The organism is Mesorhizobium sp. M7A.F.Ca.US.010.02.1.1 (genome assembly GCF_004023085.1).
In the GTDB taxonomy this organism is placed as follows: Bacteria; Pseudomonadota; Alphaproteobacteria; order Rhizobiales; family Rhizobiaceae; genus Mesorhizobium.
In genome coordinates this window covers 19847-39495 of record NZ_RZRV01000041.1, presented here as the reverse complement: position 1 = coordinate 39495, position 19649 = coordinate 19847, and the positions used below count along the sequence as shown (strand labels likewise).

Sequence of the window (19649 nt, the reverse complement as noted above, 5' to 3'; positions counted from 1 at the left end):
GTATCGGGTTTCAGTTCAGGCCCGACGGCGAACCACCTCCGGATTTTTGCGCACAGCGAGGAATTCCTTGACCCGCCGGCCGGGTGCCGGACCGCGCACCGGCTTGAAGCCGTCATCGAGTTCACCGGAGAGATCGAGCGTCGGTCGCTTGCCGACGGCGTCGTAATTCTCTTCCAGCCAGTCGCTGGCGGCTGTGCGGCCGAGGTCTCTGAGATACGTCAGGAACGCCCATTCGGCATTGACCTTTGATGACGCCGACAGGTCCTTGAACGCCTCGTCGGCATCGATGCGGTGCATGCGGATGTCGCGATATTCGCCATGCGGCAGACGGCCGGCGGCGATCAGTTCCTTGACGAAGGCGATCGAGCGGAATTCTCGCAGCAGCCCGGCGTTGAAGGTGATCTCGTCGATGCGGTTCTGGATCTCGTTGGCGCTCCTTGGCGTTCCCTCCCGCACCACCGGATTGATCTGCACCAGGAGCACATCCTCGGTCGCCGCGGTCTTGAAGAACGGATAGAGCGCCGGGTTGCCGCCATAGCCGCCGTCCCAGTAGGGCACGCCCTTGATCTCGACGGCGCGGAACAATTGCGGCAGACAGGCCGAAGCCATCACCACGTCGAGGTCGATCTCGCCGTCGGAAAAAACGCGCAACTGTCCGGTCTCGACATTGGTCGCCGAGATGAACAGTTCCATCGACTTGCAGGCGCGGACATTGTCGAAATCGATCTCCTGCTCCACCACGTCGCGCAGCGGGTTAAGGCCGAGCGGATTGGCGACGTAAGGCGAGAACACCCGCGACATGGTGTCGAAGAAGACATAGCCAGGCGTATTCTCGATCGACCAGTTGCCCCAGGCGACATCCCACGGCATGCGCTGCACTGGGCTGAACCGGCCCTTGGCCGCCACCGCGCGCCAGAAATCCTCAAGTTTTTGCCGCGCTCCCTCGACACCGCCGCGCACATATCCGTCGGCCAGCGCCACCGCGTTCATGGCGCCGGCGCTGGTGCCGGACACTGCTGATATCTCCAGCCTGCCGTCCTCCAGCAGCCGGTCGAGCACACCCCAGGAAAAGGCCCCGTGCGAGCCGCCGCCCTGAAGTGCGACGTTTATCTTCTTCGTCTCCTCCGCCTTGCCGTTTTTGGTCATGGCGTCGTCCTTGGTTCGTTTTGGGTAGATGAGAAGATTTCGCGCCTCACGCGGCGGTCCAGCCGCCATCTACCGAGAGATGCGTGCCGTTGATCTGCGCTGCCGCGTCCGAGCACAGGAACACCGCCGCTGCCGCGATCTGCTCCACCGTGACGAATTCCTTGGTCGGCTGCTTGTCCAGCATGACCTCACGGATGACGGTCTCGCGGTCCATCTGATGGGCCTTCATCTGATCGGGGATCTGCGCCTCGACCAGCGGCGTCAGCACATAGCCCGGGCAGATGGCGTTGCAGGTGATTTTTTCGCGCGCCAGTTCGAGCGCGACGGTCTTCGTCAATCCCATGATGCCGTGCTTGGCCGAGACATAGGCCGACTTGAACGGCGACGCGACCAGGCCGTGTGCCGAGGCGATGTTGACGATCCGCCCGCCGCCGGCCTTTTTCATCAGCGGAATGGCGGCTGCAATGGTGTGGAATGCCGACGACAGGTTGATGGCGATGATGGCGTCCCATTTCTCGATCGGGAATTCTTCCACCGGCGCGACATGCTGGATGCCGGCATTGTTGACCAGGATATTGACCGAACCGAATGTTGCGGCCGCCTTGGCGACAAGCGCCCGGCATTCCGCCGGTTTCGACATATCGGCCTTGATGTAGGCGGTCTTCACTCCATACTGTTTGGCAATCGCGTCGGCCATGGCGTGGTCGGCGGTCGTGTCGGAGAAAGAGTTGACGACGACGTTGCGGCCTTCGGCCGCCAGCGCCTGGGCGATGGCCAGGCCAATGCCCGATGTGGAGCCGGTGATGACTGCGGTTTTTCTGGCGGCCAAGGGCGGAATCCTCTGGTTACGGCAAGAATGCATCTATGTTGCAGTGCAGCATATATGCTCAATACGACGCAATAACAGCGGCCAGATTTGTGGGCGAGATGAAATTTTCGTCATAAGCGGCCACACGGCCGCTCACCAGGAGGATATCGTTTGGATCGCCGGTCGCTCGCCAGGCGCCGATAAGCCTCAGGCAGCCAGCTCCGGCACAGGCCCGACATAGCGCGACTGCGGGCGGATCAGCCGCCCGATCGTCTGCTGCTCGCGCGCATGCGCGATCCAGCCGGCGACGCGCCCGGTGGCAAAGACATTGCTGAAAGCTTGTGGCGGAAAGCCCGCCGCCTCCAGCAGCAGCGCGGTGTAGAACTCCACATTGGTCTGCAGCGAGCGCGACGGCTTGGCGATCCGCAGCACGTCGAGCGCTAGCTGTTCCACTGTCTCCGCGAATGCCAGCCGGCGGCCGGTTTCGCCCTCGCCGCCGAGTTGCCGCACGACGGACTTCAGCACATCGGCGCGCGGATCGCGCACGCGGTAGATGCGGTGGCCGAAGCCCATGATGCGCCTGCCGTGCGCGATCTCGTCGCGAAGCCAGCCGGCGGCATCGCCATGCGCCTGGATCGCATCCAGCATCTCGATCACCGGACCGGGCGCCCCGCCATGCAGCGGCCCCTTGAGTGCGCCGAGCCCGGCCAGCACGGACGATGTCAGGCCGGCCAGTGTCGAAGCGACCACGCGGGTGGCGAAGGTCGATGCGTTGAGGCCGTGGTCGCAGACGGTCACCAGATAGGTGTCGAGCGCCTTCGCCAGCGCCGGCGAGGCGACGCTGCCGTTCAGCATCCTCAACATGTCGGCGGCATGATCGGCCCGGCTGTCCGGCGCGATCGGCTCCTCGCCGCGCTGCAGGCGCAGCAGGGCCGGCGTCAGCACGGCGGGCGCTGCGATGAGCAGCAAGGCGTTCGTCGATGTGTCGCCGTCCGGCAGCAGCGCCATGCCGGCGCGCATGGCGCTGTAGACATCGAGCGACGCCAGCCGGGGCAACGAGGGCAATAGTCGCTCGAACACCTCAGCACGTGCCTGGCCCAGCGCACCCGTCAGCTTCGCATCGCCGGGAAGATTGTCGAAGAAGCCGTCGAGCAGCAGGCGCATCACCTGAGCATAGTCCCAGCGGCCGGCCAGCTCGGGCAGCGAATGACCTCGGATCGTCAGACGGCCGCCAAGACCATCCACATCGGAAAGCACGGTTTCCGCCGCCACCACGTCATCGAGCCCATTCGCCATAGCCTGTCTCCTTGAAGCATTTCCAGATCGGAGATAGAGATGGGCAACGTTTCCATCAATCTTGATCAATAGAATCAATATTGGGGTTCGATATGTCGGAGTGGTTGTCCAGGGAAGAAGCGCTGGAGAGGCTCAAGGTGCGGGCGCAGACGCTGTACGCCTATGTCAGCCGTGGGCGCATCGGCATGCGGCCCGACCGCGCCGATCCGCGCCGCAGCCAGTATCGTGCCGACGATATAGAAGCGCTGGCAACGCGGAGGGCGCGCGGACGGAGCCCATCAGCCATCGCTGAAAGCGCCATTGCCTGGGGCGAGCCCTCGATCGCAACGGCGATCTCGACCGTCTCGCACGGTCGGCTCATCTATCGCGGGCAGGACGCCGCGGTGCTCTCCGGGCACGCCACACTGGAAGAAGCCGCCGCCGTTCTCTGGGCTCTGCCGGAACCGGCGGCTTTCGAAGCACCATCGCCGGACGCACCCCATCAAGCTGGCCGGGCTGCGGCCTTTGCGCGACTTGCCGTGCTTGCCGGCCAGGGGCGCCCATCGCTTGGGCGCAGCGCCGCCTCGCTGCATGCCGACGCCGCGCACGCGGTCGGCGTGCTGGCCGCCGCGCTGGGCGCACCGGCGGGGCCGGATCCGGTCCATCAGCGGCTTGCGCAGGACTGGTCGGTGGATGCCGGCGGCGCAGATGCGATCCGCCGCGCGCTTGTCCTGCTTGCCGATCATGAGCTGAATGCATCGACCTTCGCCGCGCGCGTCGCAGCCTCCACCGGCGCGCCGCTGGCCGCTTGCCTGCTGGCCGGGCTCGCGACGCTGTCAGGCCCTCGCCATGGCGGCGCCGGCGAGGCGGTGATGCAACTGGCCGAGGATGCTGCGCGGCATGGCACCGATGCGGCGATTCGGCGCTGGCTCAGCCATGACCGGCCGCTGCCGGGGTTCGGTCATCAGCTCTATCCCGACGGCGACCCCCGAGGGGCAGCGCTTCTGTCGGTGATCGAGGTTGACGGCACACTATCGTCGCTGCGCGACGCTGCCTTTGCGGCGACCGGCGCGCTTCCCAACATCGACTTTGGGCTGGCCGCGCTGACGCGCAGTCTTGGCTTGCCGCGCGATACGCCGTTCCGCCTGTTTGCGCTCGCACGCAGCGTCGGCTGGGCAGCGCACACGGTCGAACAGATAACAGGCGGAGGCCTTATCCGGCCGCGCGGCCGCTACGAGGGAATACTGCCGTAAGATCGCGAGAGCGCCAGGCGCTCACGACATCGTGTCGAGTTTGCGCTGCATGGCCGCGATCTGGTCCTTCAGCTCCTGAAGGTCGTCGGGCTTGTCAGCCGTTTCCTTCCTGGCCGGCTCGGGCGTTGGCGCAGCCGCCGGCGTAGAGCCAGCGGGCGGGAACGGCGTGAACAGCCGCATCGCATTCTGGAACATTTCCATGTTGCGGCGTGTCTGTTCCTCCAGCGCCTTGATCGGCGTAGTGATCTTCATCATGTCGAGCGGCGACTTGCCGATCGCCCCCTTCATCTGCTCGCGAAAGCGCTCCTGCTCCTTGGAAAAGGCGAGCATCGACTGTTCGAGGAAGCTCGGCACGATCATCTGCATCTGGTCGCCGTAATAAGCGATGAGCTGGCGCAGGAACGGGATCGGCAGCATGTTTTGCCCGTCCTTGTTCTCCAGTTCGAAGATGATCTGGGTCAGCACCGGATGCGTGATGTCGTCGCCGGTCTTGGCGTCCTGGACGGTGAACTCCTCGCCCTTCTTGACCATCTCGGCGAGGTCCTCGAGCGTCACATAGGTGCTGGTGCCGGTGTTGTAGAGGCGGCGATTGGCGTATTTCTTGATGATGATCGGATCGTCTTTAGCGGCCATCTACATCCTCCCGGGGACACCGGCGCGCCTCTGAGCAAGCCGCCGATAACGATTGTGCCTTTTTTTTGAGGATATGCGCAAAAGCTTCACAATTCCAAGCAGTTTGTGCAGTGCGGGATCACTAAATGCTGCATAGCAGGCAAAATATGCTGCGCAGCAATGGACGAATGGCCGCCATGGCAAGGCACGACCTGCTTGCGGCGCATGGGCGCCCTGCCTATTTCCGGTTTGACTTGGGGTTGGGAAAGGGCAAGAAAAGTCCCTAACGACAGAACGACACCCTTGAAGTCTGGAGAAGAAAATGTCCGCTTCCATCGTCATTGCCAGCGCGGCGCGCACGCCGGTCGGCTCCTTCAACGGCGCCTTTGCCGCCACCCCGGCGCATGAGCTCGGTGCCGTTGTCATCAGGGAATTGCTGTCACGTGCCGGTGTCGAACCAGGCGAGGTCGACGAGGTCATCCTCGGCCAGGTGCTGACCGCCGCGCAAGGCCAGAACCCGGCCCGCCAGGCATCGATCAATGCTGGCTTGCCCAAGGAAACCACAGCCTGGGGCCTCAATCAGGTTTGCGGCTCGGGCCTGCGTGCCATTGCGCTCGGCATGCAGCAGATCGCCACCGGCGATGCCAAGGTCATCGTCGCCGGCGGCCAGGAATCGATGTCGCTTTCGACCCATGCCCAGCACCTGCGCGCCGGCGTCAAGATGGGCGACTTCAAGTTGATCGACACCATGATCAAGGACGGGCTGTGGGATGCCTTCAACGGTTATCACATGGGCAACACCGCCGAAAACGTGGCACGTCAGTTCCAGATCACCCGCGAAGACCAGGATCAGTTTGCGCTGGCTTCGCAGAACAAGGCCGAGGCCGCGCAAAAGGCCGGCAAGTTCAAGGACGAGATCGTCGCCGTCACACTCAAGGGCAAGAAGGGCGACACCATTGTCGACCAGGACGAATACATCCGCCATGGCGCCACGCTCGACGCCATGACCAAGCTGAAGCCGGCCTTTGACAAGGACGGCACGGTGACCGCCGCCAACGCCTCCGGCATCAATGACGGTGCCGCCGGCGCGCTGCTGATGAGCGAGGCGGAAGCGGTGAGGCGCGGCATCACCCCGCTGGCACGCATCGTGTCCTGGGCAACCGCCGGCGTCGATCCGCAGATCATGGGCACCGGCCCGATCCCAGCATCGCGCAAGGCCTTGGAAAAGGCCGGCTGGTCGGTCGGCGATCTCGACCTGGTCGAGGCCAACGAGGCCTTTGCCGCGCAGGCCTGCGCCGTCAACAAGGACATGGGCTGGGACCCCTCGATCGTCAACGTCAATGGCGGCGCCATCGCCATCGGCCACCCGATCGGTGCTTCCGGCGCCCGTGTCTTCAACACGCTGGTCTTCGAGATGCGCCGGCGCGGCGCCAAGAAGGGTCTCGCTACCCTGTGCATCGGCGGCGGCATGGGCGTCGCCATGTGTATCGAAGCACTCTGAAGAACTCACCAACCGGGCGGCGCGAGCCGCCCGTTCTGTATCCAGTGCCTGCCAAGCCCGACAACAGGGCGGTATCAAAAAAAGGGGAAATGCATGACCAAGGTAGCAATCGTCACAGGCGGATCGCGCGGCATCGGGGCGGCGATCTCGATCGCATTGAAGACCGTCGGCTATTCGGTTGCCGCGAACTACGCCGGCAATGACGCCGCAGCGGCGAAATTCAAGGCCGAGACCGGCATTCCGGTCTACAAATGGTCGGTCGCCGACTATGATTCCTGCGCGGCCGGCATCAAGCAGGTCGAGGCCGATCTCGGCCCGGTCTCGGTGCTAGTCAACAATGCCGGCATCACCCGCGACGCCATGTTCCACAAGATCACGCGCGAGCAGTGGAAAGAGGTCATCGACACCAACCTGTCCGGCGTCTTCAACATGACGCATCCGCTGTGGAGCGGCATGCGCGACCGCAAGTTCGGCCGCGTCATCACCATCTCGTCGATCAACGGCCAGAAAGGCCAGGCCGGCCAGGTCAACTATTCCGCCGCGAAGGCTGGCGACATCGGTTTCAGCAAAGCCCTCGCTCAAGAGGGAGCTCGCGCGGGCATCACCGTCAACGTCATCTGCCCTGGCTACATCGCCACCGAGATGGTCAAGGCGATCGACGAGAGGGTGCTCAACGACCGCATCATCCCGCAAATCCCCGTCGGCCGCCTCGGCGAACCGGAAGAGATCGCGCGCTGCGTCGTCTTCCTCGCATCCGAAGATGCCGGCTTCATCACCGGCTCGACCATCACGGCCAACGGTGGCCAATACTTCGCCTGATGACGTGGCGATGTAGGAGATCGACGGGCCGGCACACCGGCCCGTTTCCGGCACGGTCCCTTTGACGTGCTCGCGACCGTAGCTGACCCAATTCGGCACGCGAAGGTTAACAGCCGGCAGCCGCCCTGTGCAAAAGCTCCCTGGCAACCTGTGGATTCTCGGTGGATAAACTGTTCACAACACAAGATATTGGGGTGAACAAATCGGGAAAATTACGCCATCGCCGATTCGTCGCCGATTCGTTCCGGCTATGAGCTGAACGTTAACGACGACAGCCGGAATCGCCTGCCCAACTGCTTAACGCAGGTTAAGAAAGATCAACAATTTCATAATGTTGGTCGAGGCGCGCCAAGCCACCGTGATTGTTTCCAGGCAAAGGTTAACGGCAACGCCCTCTTAGCATCAAACGGGCCAGTTCAGCGATTCAGCATGTGGTGCGACTCGCGGTCGCGAAATCCACATGTAGCCGTGAACAAAAGCTGAATCTGCAGGAGTCACTGATTCGTCGCCGATTCGTTCCAGACTCGTTCTATCCGTTAATCCGCAGCCGATTGAAAGCTTGACAAAACCACCTTCTCGCCGCCGACGGAACATTCCGCTTTCGCTTCGCGCCCGAAATCCCTATGTGTCGCCTGTCATACGCGCCATTTGAGGCACGCTCCCGACAACCAGAGGCCAAGAAGCCTTATTTCCAGGTCCCAGAAGCCTTATTCTAGGTTGATGAACATCCAGCCCAAACACACCGAGCCGCTGATCCTGTCGGGCCGCGACGTGACCGCCGTGCTCGGGCCGACCAACACCGGCAAGACCCATCTCGCAATCGAGCGCATGGTGGCGCATGAGAGTGGTATCATCGGCCTGCCGCTCAGGCTGCTGGCGCGCGAGGTCTACGCCCGTGTCTGCGAAAAGGTCGGCGCCCACAAAGTGGCGCTGATCACCGGCGAGGAAAAGATCCAGCCGCCGGGCGCCAGATATTCGGTCTGCACTGTCGAGGCCATGCCGCGCGAGACCGACGCCGCCTTCGTCGCCATCGACGAAGTGCAGCTCGCCGGCGACCTCGAGCGTGGCCACATCTTCACCGACCGCATCCTGCATCTGCGCGGCCGCCAGGAAACGCTGCTGCTCGGTGCAGCCACCATGCATGGCATTCTGCAGCGCCTGCTGAGGGGTGTCTCGGTGGTGACGCGGCCGAGGCTGTCGCATCTTGCCTATGCCGGCTCCAAGAAGCTGACCCGCCTGCCGCGGCGCACGGCGATCGTCGCCTTCTCGGCCGACGAGGTCTACGCCATCGCCGAGCTGATCCGCCGCCAGCAGGGCGGTGCCGCCGTTGTGCTCGGCGCGCTCTCGCCGCGCACCCGCAACGCCCAGGTGGCGCTGTTCCAGTCCGGCGATGTCGATTATCTCATCGCCACCGATGCCATCGGCATGGGTCTCAACCTCGATCTCGACCACGTCGCCTTCGCCCAGAACCGCAAGTTCGACGGCTTCCAGTATCGCAACCTGACCGCGGCCGAGCTCGGCCAGATCGCCGGCCGCGCCGGCCGGCATCTGCGTGACGGTACGTTCGGTGTCACCGGCCAGGTCGACCCGCTGGACGAAGAGCTGATCAAGAAGATCGAAGGCCATGATTTCGATCCGGTGAAGGTGCTGCAGTGGCGCACCGCGCATTTCGACTTTGCCAGCCTCGACGCGCTGAAGCGCTCGATCGAGACCAACGCCCCCGTCGAGGGACTGACGCGGGCATTGCCTGCCGTCGATGCACAGGCGCTCGAGCATCTATCGCGCGACGAGGACATTCGCGCACTCACCACCAATGCCAAGCGCGTGGCGCTGCTGTGGGAAGCCTGCGCGCTGCCCGACTACCGCAGGATCGCGCCGGCGCAGCATGCCGACCTCATCGCTTCCATTTACACGGACCTCGCACGCTACGGCCATGTCGACGAGAATTACATGGCCGAGCAGGTGCGCCGCGCCGATACCACCGAGGGCGATATCGACACGCTGTCGCATCGCATTGCCCAGATCCGCACCTGGACATTCGTGTCGAACCGGCCCGGCTGGCTGGCCGATCAGGCACACTGGCAGGAAAAGACGCGCGAAATCGAAGACAGATTGTCGGATGCGCTGCATGAGCGGTTGACGAAACGCTTCGTAGACCGCAGGACTTCCGTCCTCATGCGGCGCCTTAGAGAAAATACCATGCCCGAAGCCGAAATTAGTCCTACCGGAACCGTCCTTGTCGAAGGCCACCATGTCGGCGAGTTGCAAGGGTTCCGCTTCACCGCCGACCAGACCGCCGGCGGCGAAGACGCCAAGGCGGTGCGCACCGCCGCCCAGAAGGCGCTGGCCGCCGAGTTCGAAGCGCGCGCCGAACGCTTCGGCGCCTCGGCCAATGGCGACATCGCGCTTGGCTCGGATGGTACGCTGCGCTGGATCGGCGCGCCGATCGGCACGCTGGTATCAGGCGAAGACGCGCTGAAGCCGCGCCTGGTGCTGCTGGCCGACGAACAGCTGACCGGCCCGGCGCGCGACAAGGTCGCCGCGCGTGCAGAGCGATTCGTCAATTTCCAGATCGAGTCGCTGCTGAAGCCGCTGGTCGACCTCAGGAACGCCGACCAGATTTCTGGCATCGGCCGCGGCATCGCCTTCCAGCTGGTCGAGAATTTCGGCCTCATCAACCGCCGCGACATCGCCGAGGAGATGAAGTCGCTCGACCAGGAAGGCCGCGCCGCCCTTCGCCGGCTTGGCGTGCGCTTCGGCGCCTACCATGTCTTCGTGCCGGCGCTGATCAAGCCGGCGCCTGCCGGGCTGGTGACATTGCTGTGGGCGCTGAAGAACGACGGCAAGGACAAGCCGGGCTTTGGCGACGTGGTCCATGCGCTCGCCTCGGGTCGCACCTCGGTGGTGATCGATCCTGCTTTCGACAAGACGTTCTACAAGCTTGCCGGCTACCGCAATCTCGGCCGTCGCGCCGTGCGCATCGACATACTGGAACGGCTGGCGGATCTGATCCGTCCGGCGACCAACTGGAAGCCCGGCCTCGGTCAGCGCCCGGACGGCGCCTATGACGGCCAGTCCTTCATGGTGACGCCGCCGATGATGTCGATCCTCGGCGCCACCGCCGACGACATGGAAGAAATCCTCAAGGGTCTCGGCTATCGTGCCGAGCCGAAGCCGGCCGTCGAGGTCAAGGCGCGGCTCGAAGCACAGGACAATGCCGCGCGCGAAGCGGCGGTGGCGAAGCTTGCGACGGAAGAAGCTGCACGAGCCGAGCAGGCCGAAGCGGCGGAAGCCGCGGCAACGGATGCCGCAGCAGAGGCAGCAATCGAAGGGTCGGAGCCGGCATCGGACGCAGTGGCCGTTTCGGAAACCGCGGCCGAAATTCCCGCCGAAATCACCCCCGACGCCGCGGCTGAACCTGCTGCGCCTGCCGTGGAAGAACAGGCGGACGCTCCTGTCGAAACCGTGCAAGACGAAGCGCCTGTAGCCGAGGCTGCGCCCGACGTCGCCGAACCGGCGCCGATTGAACCGCAGGCAGAGACTGAGACTGCCGAGATCGAAGTTGCAGCGGCAGAAGAAGCCGCAACGGCCGAGTTGGTGTCAAATGCCGCGCCGGCAACGGACGCCGCGCCGGACGAACCTGTGGCGGTGACTGAAGCAGCCGCCGGCGAACCCGCTCCGGAAGCCGAAGCGCCAAAACCCATCCTGTTGTGGCGTCAGGGCCGGTTCGAACAGCGTCCGCGCAACCGCGACGACAACCGAAGGAACAATCGCCCACGCAACGGACAAGCGCGCGGTCGAAGCGATGCACCCGTGGATACCGCCGGCGCACCGGCCGTAGCTGCACCCGGAGAACGGCCTGCCCATGAAGGCCGGCGCGATGGAGCCGGCAAGCCGCGCTTCGACCGCTCGAAATTCAAACCCAAGCCGCAGGCCGAAGGCGAACAGCGGCGTGACGGCAGGCCGCAAGGCGAGCGTCCCGACCGCCGTGAGGGCCGTCCCGACTGGAAGGGTGGCAGGCCGGATGCCAAAGGTGGTCCGCAAGGCGGCAAGCCGGCCTTCCAGCCCAAGCCGCGCGAGGAGCGCCCGGTGCGCTTCGACCCGGATTCGCCCTTCGCCAAGCTCGCCGCATTGCGCGACCAGTTGAAGAAGTAGAACCCGGCTCGCTTCGATGGTTGCCGAAGGCCGCCAGCGCATCGACAAATGGCTGTTCTTCTCACGCGCCGTGAAATCGCGCTCGCTGGCGGCAAAACTGGTCGTCGCCGGCCGCGTTCGCATCAATCGCGACAAAGCAGCGCAGGCCTCCGATCAGGTCAAGCCAGGCGACGTCCTGACCATCACGCTCGAGCGCCGCATCTTCATCTGGAAGGTGCTCGGCGCCGGTACGCGGCGCGGCCCGGCCGAGGAGGCCCGTACGCTTTACGAGGACATGTCGCCACCGCCCGCACCGAAGGGCGAAGCCCCTCCCGATGCAATTCCGGGGCTGCGCGAGGCCGGCAGCGGCCGCCCGACCAAGAAGGAACGTCGCCAGACCGACCGATTGCTCGGCGAAGACTGATGCCTGGCGTCCAAAAACACGCAGCGGTTTTGGGACAACGGCACGCCTGAGGCGAGAACTGAGCCCGGCAAACAGACGCTCTGCGGGACATGACTGACTTCCGCCGGGCCTTCAGTCTGGAATTCCATTCCGGAAACACCGGCACCGTCCGCAATGGCTACCCTTGCAAGCGGTCGACAAAGGCGTTACCTGACGGAAAAAGCCCAACAAAATGGGACGTCCCGGAGCCGACCGATGACCTATGTCGTGACCGACAATTGCATCAAATGCAAATACATGGACTGCATCGAAGTCTGTCCGGTCGACTGTTTCTACGAAGGCGAGAACATGCTCGTCATCCATCCCGACGAGTGCATCGACTGCGGCGTTTGCGAGCCGGAATGCCCGGCCGACGCGATCAAGCCTGACACCGAACCCGGCCTCGACAAATGGCTGCAGGTCAACACCGAATACGCCGACAAATGGCCCAACATCACCGCCAAGAAGGAACCGCCGGCCGACGCCAAATCCTTCGACGGCGAGGCCGGCAAGTTCGAGAAATACTTCTCGGCAGAGCCCGGCGAAGGCGATTGACAACACGGCCGCAAAGGCCGGTATTACGCTGGGTAAGAGGCACGTCGCATTAACCGGCTTGACAGGCGGCGCTGGCCTGTGGCCTTCGCTTGTGCAGCAAAACCTTGATTCTTCCGACTTTTTGTGTTACATCAGCGAAACATGCCGGTGACACAACGTCGATTTATGGCGCAGACGCCCCAAATCACTGAAAGGTGAAAATCCCATTCGGACCAGAGCGATCTGGGCCAGGCGGTCGCAATGTCGCGTTTGCCGGTCCGGCTTTTCCGATGGGTTCATCTGTTGTGCGGCTAACGATCGGCTTCCCCGATCGCGCGAGTTCGGACCGGCAGGACGCCGGTGCCACAACAAGGAGTTCAGGGCGTAATGGCAACGATCACCCCGCAGAAGAAGTCCACCGCTGCGCGTCACGGTTTCAAGACCGGCGAATACATCGTCTACCCGGCGCACGGCGTCGGCCAGATCGTCTCGATCGACGAGCAGGAAGTTGCTGGACACAAGCTGGAACTGTTCGTCATCGACTTCTCGAAGGACAAGATGCGCCTGAAGGTTCCGGTTGCCAAGGCGACCTCCATCGGCATGCGCAAGCTGTCGGAAGAGGATTATGTCGAGCGCGCGCTGAAGGTCGTGCAGGGCCGCGCCCGCGTCAAGCGCACCATGTGGTCGCGCCGCGCCCAGGAATATGATGCGAAGATCAATTCGGGCGACCTGATCTCGATCTCGGAAGTCGTGCGCGACCTCTACCGCGCCGACAACCAGCCGGAGCAGTCCTATTCCGAGCGCCAGCTCTATGAGGCGGCGCTCGACCGCATGGCCCGCGAGATCGCGGCCGTCAACCGCATGTCGGAAACCGAAGCCGTGCGCTTGATCGAGGTCAACCTCAACAAGGGCCCTAAGCGTGGCGCCAAGGCCGACAATGAAGAGGCCGAGCAGGAAGAAGCTGCCTGATCCTTCTCGCCTTTGATTCGAGAGATCCTGCCTGAAACGATTGGAGGCTCCGGTTTGACCGGGGCCTCTTTTGCTTTCGGGCGGCGGCTTCGATGTTGATGATGTACTGCGCACCAGCGTGCTGCATCGCGGCTTGCTGGCGCGCTCCGGGCCGTCCAGCGCGCGTTTTCGGTTAACGTTTGTCCCCACTTGTCGCCTTGCCAGCAAAGCAGACCGCAGCAATGGTTTCGCGCAATTCCTCGTCGGCGATCGGCTTGTGCAGGATGCGGCTGCCGCTGGCGCTGATCTCCTTGAGGCGCGAAGGCGAGGTATCGCCGGTGATGATGATGGTCGGGACAACGCGGCCGATATGGGCGTGAAGCGCACGGATCGCGTCGGTGCCGGTGGTGTCATTCTCGAGACGGTAGTCTGCGATGATCAGGTCGACCGGCGCATCGCCGGCAGCCAGCGCCGCCGCATGGGCCTTCCGCGCCTCTCCGGCGGAGCGGCCGGGATAGACACGATGTCCCTCCAGGCCGAGCAAGCGCACCATGGCATCGAGAACATCGCCCTCGTCCTCGACCACGATGATGCCTGCGGTACTGCTGGCCGGCGATGTCGTGTCGACCGCTAAGCGAGCTTGCACCGCGCCGGCCTTCGCGACGGTGATGGAAAACAGGGAACCGCGTCCGGATGTCGAAGCCAATTTCAGGGGGTGCCGCAACAGTTCGGCGGTGCGGCGAACGATGGCGAGCCCGAGTCCCAGGCCTTGCGTGCGGTCCCGCGCCGGGTTCTGCAACTGCACGAACTCCTCGAAGACCATCCCCTGCTGATCGGCGGGGATGCCGGGGCCGCTGTCCAGGACCTGTATCTCCACACATGCGCCGCGCCGGCGACAGCCCAGCAGGACACCACCTTGCTTGGTGTAGCGAAAGGCATTCGACACCAGGTTGTTGAGAATGCGCTTCAGCATCATCGGGTCGCTGTCGACGTAGAGGCCGCTGTCGACCACGCGCCACCTAAGTCCGCGCTGTTTCGCCTCGGCGGCGAATTCATTGCGAAGATCACCAAAGAGGTCGCGCAGCGGCACCGCCTCGCTCGCGACCGTGACGATGCCCGCATCGAGCCGGGAGATATCGAGCAAAGCGTTGAGCAGCCCACTGAAGTTGCTGACAACCGATTTCGCTCGGCTGGCCAGCTCGCGCGCCTCGCCGGAGGGTACGTCGCCGCGCTGCCCCAAAACGGCAAGCGTCGAGACCAGCAGGCTCAGGGCATGGATCGGTTGGCGCAGATCGTGACTCGCCGCCGCCAGAAAACGCGTCTTGGCACGGTCGGCGGTCTGCGCCCTGTCGCGTTCCTCTTGCAGATGCTCGACCAGCGTTTCGTTCTCCAATCGCAGGCTGACGGTTTCGCGCAGCATGCGGTAGGTGATACGGCAGTAGTAGAAATTGATCGCCACCAGCGATGCGAGCAGGAACAGGAAGGCGCCGGAAATATCGCTTTGGGTGGTCAGGCAGCGCAGGGCGACCGGCACCACCGTTGCCAGGATGGAACCAACCAGCGCCGGTGGAAAGGCCGACAGAGACGGCACCGTGCCGCAGACGAGACCAGTCAGGACAATGACCGTGAAGGACAGCACGATCGGCGCCTCGGGCATGAAGCCGACCCAGCCAAGCACACCCCACAGAAGGCCCGACATGCAGGAAAACGCCGTAGCCAGCCATGCCCAGCGCAAGATCGAGTGGCGATCCCGGGCGCGGCTGAAAAAACGGCGCGACGCCAGCACCCGGATAGCCGTCAGCAGATACAGCGCCGCTAGCCAGCCGATCAGCCAATTGGTGGAAACGGCCGTTCTCAGCACATAGACCGCCGCCATCGAGATCACGATGTTGGAGATGACCACGCCGTAGGAATTGCGATACAAGAGTTCGATCAGGGCCTGGCGTATCTTGTCTTCCTGCATCGAAGCCCTCCAATTGCCCCAAGTATTCTCCGGGCGGTCTTCCCCGGTACCGTTGATCTACCGGCAACCTGTTTCGCATAGATTGGCGATCGATCCATATACGCCGCTGCAGTCCTGGATGGTGCCCTGATGAATCGCCCGCTCACCGCCATACTCGCCGACGACCATGCCATCGTGCGCGAGGGGCTGAAGCTGCTCATCTCGGCAATGGACAATGTCTCGGTCGTCGCCGAGGCTGCGGATGGCGAGGCGCTGCTTGGCCAGCTGCGAAGCACGCGCGCCGACCTTTTGATCCTCGACCTCGGCATGCCAGGTGTCGCCGGGATGCAGTTCATCGCCACCATCAGGACCTTGGCGCCACGCCTGCGGATCGTGGTGCTGACGGCCAATATCGAGCCGAGGACGGTGCGCGCCGCGCTCAGTGCCGGGGCCAACGCCTACCTGACCAAGGACGGCGATCCCGAGGAACTTGGCGCCGCCATCGAAGCGGTCAAGAACGGAGGCACATATCTGGCGAAAACCGTTCGCTTCGCCGTCAGCGATATGGGCAGGGGCAGCGAGCCGATAGCCGCACAGGAAATCCTCTCCCCGGTGCCGCTGACGCGGCGCGAACGGCAGATCCTTCAACTGGTGGCGCAAGGCATGATCACGCGCGACATCGCCGAACGGTTGGGGATCAGCCTGCCGACCGCTCGCAAGCATCGCGAAAACCTGATGGGCAAGCTCAATCTCCACAACACCGCCGAACTGACCGCCTACGCGGTTCGTCTGGGATTGCCCGCCGGCTGACATCGCAGCCGCGACGATGGGCAACCCCGCAACGTCCCCTTAACCATCGGCAGATTAGCCAAGCCCGATCACGATCCAAATACGGCATCTGCCGTATGTTTTCGGCCTGACCCCCAGCCTACTCCTCCCACGGCTTGATCACATGGGAGGAGCCGTCATGCCGTCGCTGGATCTTTGGATTCCGTTCGCCCTCGCAACGCTCGCCTTCGCCTGCATGCCAGGGCCGGCGATTCTCTACATGACCGCGCAAACGCTGGCCCATGGCCGTCAGGCGGGATTGATGGCGGCACTGGGTGTTCATCTCGGCTGTTACGTGCACATCCTGGCCGCGGCGGTCGGACTCGCCGCACTGATGGAACACGCGCCGGTCGCTTTCTCGATGATCCGATTGGCGGGCGCCACATATCTCATTTCGCTGGGCCTTGCCATGTTCCTGGGCTGGAACCGGATGGGCGAGGACGGTGCCAGGCCGGCCCCGAACACATTTCGCGACAGCATGGTCGTCGAGATCCTCAATCCCAAGACGGCACTGTTCTTCCTGACCTTCCTGCCGCAGTTCGTGGATCCGTCAGCCGCCCTTGCCGTAGGGTTGCAATTCCTCATCCTCGGCATCGTCGTCAATCTCATCTTCTCGATGGCCGACCTGGCGGCGGTCGGCATCGCCTCGCTCGCCGTTGGCCGGTTCACTGGCGGCGGCGCCGGACGGGTGATCCCCAAGACATGCGGTTCGATCCTCATCGGACTTGGCGTGGCGCTCGTCAGCCATCATATCTGAACCTGCAAATGAAAAGCCGCGGCTTCAGGGGAGAGCCGACTGTGAAATTTTAGCGGCTGCCGACAGCAAGGGCAGTATGCCGGAGGGCGGCTGACGGCCTGCTCGCGCATCCGGCAACATATCCCGGAAACCGGCGCCCCTTCAGGGGCCATCACCCGAATTCAACACACTCTGGGCCGCGCGCTTACGCGCCGCCGCCTTCCTTCTCAGCCTCCTGCTTCAGCGTCGCAATGAAGCGCTTGGTCCGCTGCTGCTCCGGATTGTTGAACAGCACCGCGGCCGGTCCCTTCTCGACGACGACACCGGCATCGAGGAACACCACTTCCTGGGCGATCTTGGAGGCGAGGCGCAGATCATGCGTCGCCATCACCATGGTCGTGCCTTCGCTGGCGAGCTTGCCGAGCACGTCGACCACCTCTTGCGCCAGCTCCGGGTCGAGCGCCGAAGTCGGCTCGTCGCAGAGCAGCACTTTCGGTGACGGCGCCAACGCGCGGGCGATCGCCACGCGCTGCTGCTGGCCGCCGGACAAGGTCGCTGGCCAAGCATCGGCCTTGTGCGCCATCCCCACCTTCTCCAGCAAAGCCAGCGCCCGCTCGCGTGCCCTCTCAGGCGGCCATCTCAGCACCGTCACCAGCCCTTCCATGACATTCTCGATCGCGGTGCGATGCGGAAACAGTTGAAAATTCTGAAACACCATGCCGGTCTGCAGCCGCAGGCGCTGGATATCCCTGGCCGGAACCCTGCCGCCGGGGTGGAATTCGAGCGTCTCGTCGCCGATCCGCACCGTGCCCGAAGTCGGAATCTCCAGGAGGTTGATGCAGCGCAGCAGGGTGCTCTTCCCCCCGCCCGAAGGTCCGACCAGCGCCGTGACGCTGCCTTCGGCAATGGTGACTGTCACGCCCTTCAACACGAGATTGTCGCCGAAGCGCTTTTCGATGTTGCTGAGGCCGATCATGAGCGTGCCTCCAGGAAGCCGCCATAGCGGTTGAGCCGGATCTCCAGCCGCGTCTGCAAGGCCGACAGCACCGAACTCAGCGCCAGATAAAGGATCGCCGCCTCGACATAGAGGATCAGCGGCTCATAGGTGGTGGCGACGATGCGCTGCGCCGCCTGGAACATCTCCGGCACGGTGATGGCGGCGGCCAGCGACGTGTCCTTGACCAGCGAGATGAAGGTGTTGGAGAGCGGCGGCACCGCGACCCGGCCGGCTTGCGGCAGAATGGTGCGCCGCATCGCCTGGCCCCAGGTCATGCCGATCGAATAGGCGGCTTCCCACTGGCCTTTCGGCACCGAGCCTATGGCCGCGCGGATGATTTCCGACGTGTAGGCGCCGATGTTCAAGGTAAAGCCGATCAGCGCCGCCGTGAAGGCGTCGAGCAGGATCCCGACCGACGGCAGGCCGTAGAAGATGAGGAACAGCTGCACCAGGAGCGGCGTACCGCGGAAGATCCAGACATAGAAGCGCACCAGCGCGACCAGCGGCTTGGGGCCGAACAGCCGGGCGAGTGCAGCACCCAGGCCGACCGTCAAGCCGAGAGCAAAGGACAATAGCGTCAGCGGCACGGTGAAGATCAGCGCCGCCCACAGGAGCGAAGGCAGCGACTCCAGCATCAGTTGCAGCCAGTGCGGCACGTAAGACCCTCCAGATTGGTCGAAGCAGCTTGGTCAAAGCAAGAATGCGTCGGCCATATCACGACAAAAGCGGCGGGCCGTCAAAGACGGCTCGCCGCTCGATAGTCTCATGGGCGGCGGACCGGCCCGCCTCCCGGATTACTTCGAAACGTCCTGGCCGAAATAGGTGTCGGAGATCTTCTTGTAGGTGCCGTCGGCCTTGATATCGGCCAGCGCCTTGTTGATCGCGGCGACCAGCTCCGGGTCGCCCTTGCGCACGATGACGCCGGAATAGTCGGCGTTTTCCTCTTGCGCGGCGATCCTCACATTGGCGTCGGGCTTGTGCTTCTTGAAGTCGAGGAACGACAGACTGTCATTGATCGTGGCGTCGGCGCGGCCGGTCAGAAGCAGCTGGATCGACTGGTCGAAGCCATCGGTGCCGACCAGTTCGGCGCCGTTCGTTTCGGCCAGCTTGCCGAAATTCGAGGTCAGCGACTGCGCCGACTTCTTGCCCTTGAGATCGGCGAAGCTCTTGATGTCGGTGTTGTCGCCGCGCACGATCAGCACCGCCTTGGAGGCGATGTAGGGATCGGAGAAGTCGTACTTTGCCTTGCGGGCGTCGGTGATGCCGACCTGATTGATAACGGCATCGTAGCGATTGGCGTCGAGGCCGGCGATCAGTCCATCCCACTTGCCTTCGAGGAACTCGGCCTTGACGCCAAGCTTGTCGGCGATCGCCTTGGCGATTTCGACGTCGAAGCCGACCAGTGCACCGGACGTGTCATGGTAGGTGAACGGCGCATAGGTGCCTTCCGTGCCGACCTTGATGACACCGGCGTGCTTGATCTGGTCGAGATTGGCGCCGGCATGGCCTGCAGTGACAGCCAGGGCCTGCAGCGTTCCGGCGATGATGAGCGACTTGAGCCATTTCATTTTTCTGTGATCCCGTCCTTGGCCGGCTGGCCGGCATATTTGTGAGCGCTGGAAGCTGACAGATGCAAGCCGAAAAAATAAGGAACAGAATTTCAAAAATAACCGG

General features: G+C 63.7%; 17 protein-coding genes. 9 read left to right on the top strand and 8 right to left on the bottom strand.

Annotation, left to right across the window (positions count from 1 at the left end):
- Positions 1 to 15: 15 nt before the first annotated feature.
- The 3 genes from EOA19_RS28730 to EOA19_RS28720 form a co-directional block, all read right to left on the bottom strand.
- Positions 16 to 1146 carry a patatin-like phospholipase family protein gene (locus EOA19_RS28730; RefSeq protein ID WP_128305526.1) on the bottom strand — a complete coding sequence of 377 codons (1131 nt, stop codon included), beginning with the start codon at positions 1144 to 1146 and terminating at the stop codon, positions 16 to 18.
- 46 nt (positions 1147 to 1192) lie between these two features.
- Entirely contained in the window at positions 1193 to 1984 is a 792-nt protein-coding gene (locus EOA19_RS28725) for a 3-hydroxybutyrate dehydrogenase (protein WP_164893067.1), read from the bottom strand.
- 177 nt (positions 1985 to 2161) lie between these two features.
- Positions 2162 to 3250 carry a citrate synthase/methylcitrate synthase gene (locus EOA19_RS28720; protein WP_128305524.1) on the bottom strand — a complete coding sequence of 363 codons (1089 nt, stop codon included), beginning with the start codon at positions 3248 to 3250 and terminating at the stop codon, positions 2162 to 2164.
- A 92-nt stretch (positions 3251 to 3342) separates the two neighbouring features.
- Between EOA19_RS28720 and EOA19_RS28715 the strand changes: the two genes are divergently transcribed.
- On the top strand, positions 3343 to 4482 hold the full coding sequence (locus EOA19_RS28715) for a citrate synthase (protein WP_128305523.1): 1140 nt from the start codon (positions 3343 to 3345) through the stop codon (positions 4480 to 4482).
- 21 nt (positions 4483 to 4503) lie between these two features.
- Here EOA19_RS28715 and phaR read toward each other — a convergent pair whose 3' ends face one another.
- On the bottom strand, positions 4504 to 5115 hold the full coding sequence (gene phaR, locus EOA19_RS28710) for a polyhydroxyalkanoate synthesis repressor PhaR (RefSeq protein WP_128305522.1): 612 nt from the start codon (positions 5113 to 5115) through the stop codon (positions 4504 to 4506).
- 301 nt (positions 5116 to 5416) lie between these two features.
- Here phaR and EOA19_RS28705 point away from each other — a divergent pair, with 301 nt between their 5' ends.
- From EOA19_RS28705 to EOA19_RS28680, 6 genes are all read left to right on the top strand, one after another.
- Positions 5417 to 6595 carry an acetyl-CoA C-acetyltransferase gene (locus EOA19_RS28705; RefSeq protein ID WP_128305521.1) on the top strand — a complete coding sequence of 393 codons (1179 nt, stop codon included), beginning with the start codon at positions 5417 to 5419 and terminating at the stop codon, positions 6593 to 6595.
- A gap of 93 nt (positions 6596 to 6688) precedes the next feature.
- On the top strand, positions 6689 to 7414 hold the full coding sequence (phbB, locus tag EOA19_RS28700) for an acetoacetyl-CoA reductase (protein ID WP_023814310.1): 726 nt from the start codon (positions 6689 to 6691) through the stop codon (positions 7412 to 7414).
- Between the two features lie 720 nt (positions 7415 to 8134).
- Positions 8135 to 11569: a helicase-related protein gene (locus EOA19_RS28695; RefSeq protein WP_128305520.1), complete on the top strand. Its 3435-nt coding sequence runs from the start codon at positions 8135 to 8137 to the stop codon at positions 11567 to 11569.
- A gap of 16 nt (positions 11570 to 11585) precedes the next feature.
- Positions 11586 to 11972: an RNA-binding S4 domain-containing protein gene (locus EOA19_RS28690; protein WP_127297242.1), complete on the top strand. Its 387-nt coding sequence runs from the start codon at positions 11586 to 11588 to the stop codon at positions 11970 to 11972.
- 234 nt (positions 11973 to 12206) lie between these two features.
- The gene (gene fdxA / locus EOA19_RS28685) at positions 12207 to 12545 is read left to right on the top strand and encodes a ferredoxin FdxA (RefSeq protein ID WP_023699302.1); all 339 of its coding nucleotides are present in this window, start codon (positions 12207 to 12209) and stop codon (positions 12543 to 12545) included.
- A gap of 366 nt (positions 12546 to 12911) precedes the next feature.
- Entirely contained in the window at positions 12912 to 13493 is a 582-nt protein-coding gene (locus EOA19_RS28680) for a CarD family transcriptional regulator (protein WP_013529179.1), read from the top strand.
- A gap of 172 nt (positions 13494 to 13665) precedes the next feature.
- Here EOA19_RS28680 and EOA19_RS28675 read toward each other — a convergent pair whose 3' ends face one another.
- A complete protein-coding gene (locus EOA19_RS28675; RefSeq protein WP_128305519.1) occupies positions 13666 to 15435 on the bottom strand; it encodes an ATP-binding protein in 1770 nt (589 codons plus the stop codon).
- Between the two features lie 129 nt (positions 15436 to 15564).
- On the opposite strand from EOA19_RS28675, the gene EOA19_RS28670 reads away from it, so the two are divergent.
- Together EOA19_RS28670 and EOA19_RS28665 are read left to right on the top strand one after the other, a co-directional pair.
- Positions 15565 to 16224, top strand: coding sequence for a response regulator transcription factor (locus EOA19_RS28670; RefSeq protein WP_128305518.1), 660 nt, complete (start codon positions 15565 to 15567; stop codon positions 16222 to 16224).
- 157 nt (positions 16225 to 16381) lie between these two features.
- Positions 16382 to 16999 (top strand): LysE family translocator, encoded by a 618-nt coding sequence (locus tag EOA19_RS28665; protein WP_023814305.1) that lies wholly within the window; start codon positions 16382 to 16384, stop codon positions 16997 to 16999.
- Between the two features lie 184 nt (positions 17000 to 17183).
- On the opposite strand, the gene EOA19_RS28660 is transcribed toward EOA19_RS28665, so the two are convergent.
- The 3 genes from EOA19_RS28660 to EOA19_RS28650 all read right to left on the bottom strand — a co-directional run bounded on the left by EOA19_RS28660 (position 17184) and on the right by EOA19_RS28650 (position 19543).
- Complete coding sequence (locus EOA19_RS28660) at positions 17184 to 17954, bottom strand: amino acid ABC transporter ATP-binding protein (protein WP_023814304.1); 771 nt, start codon at positions 17952 to 17954, stop codon at positions 17184 to 17186.
- The gene (locus EOA19_RS28655; protein ID WP_031213968.1) at positions 17951 to 18631 is read right to left on the bottom strand and encodes an amino acid ABC transporter permease; all 681 of its coding nucleotides are present in this window, start codon (positions 18629 to 18631) and stop codon (positions 17951 to 17953) included. Before EOA19_RS28655 ends, EOA19_RS28660 begins: the two co-directional genes overlap by 4 nt.
- Positions 18632 to 18769: 138 nt before the next feature.
- Positions 18770 to 19543 carry an amino acid ABC transporter substrate-binding protein gene (locus tag EOA19_RS28650; protein WP_128305517.1) on the bottom strand — a complete coding sequence of 258 codons (774 nt, stop codon included), beginning with the start codon at positions 19541 to 19543 and terminating at the stop codon, positions 18770 to 18772.
- Between the last annotated feature and the right edge of the window lie 106 nt (positions 19544 to 19649).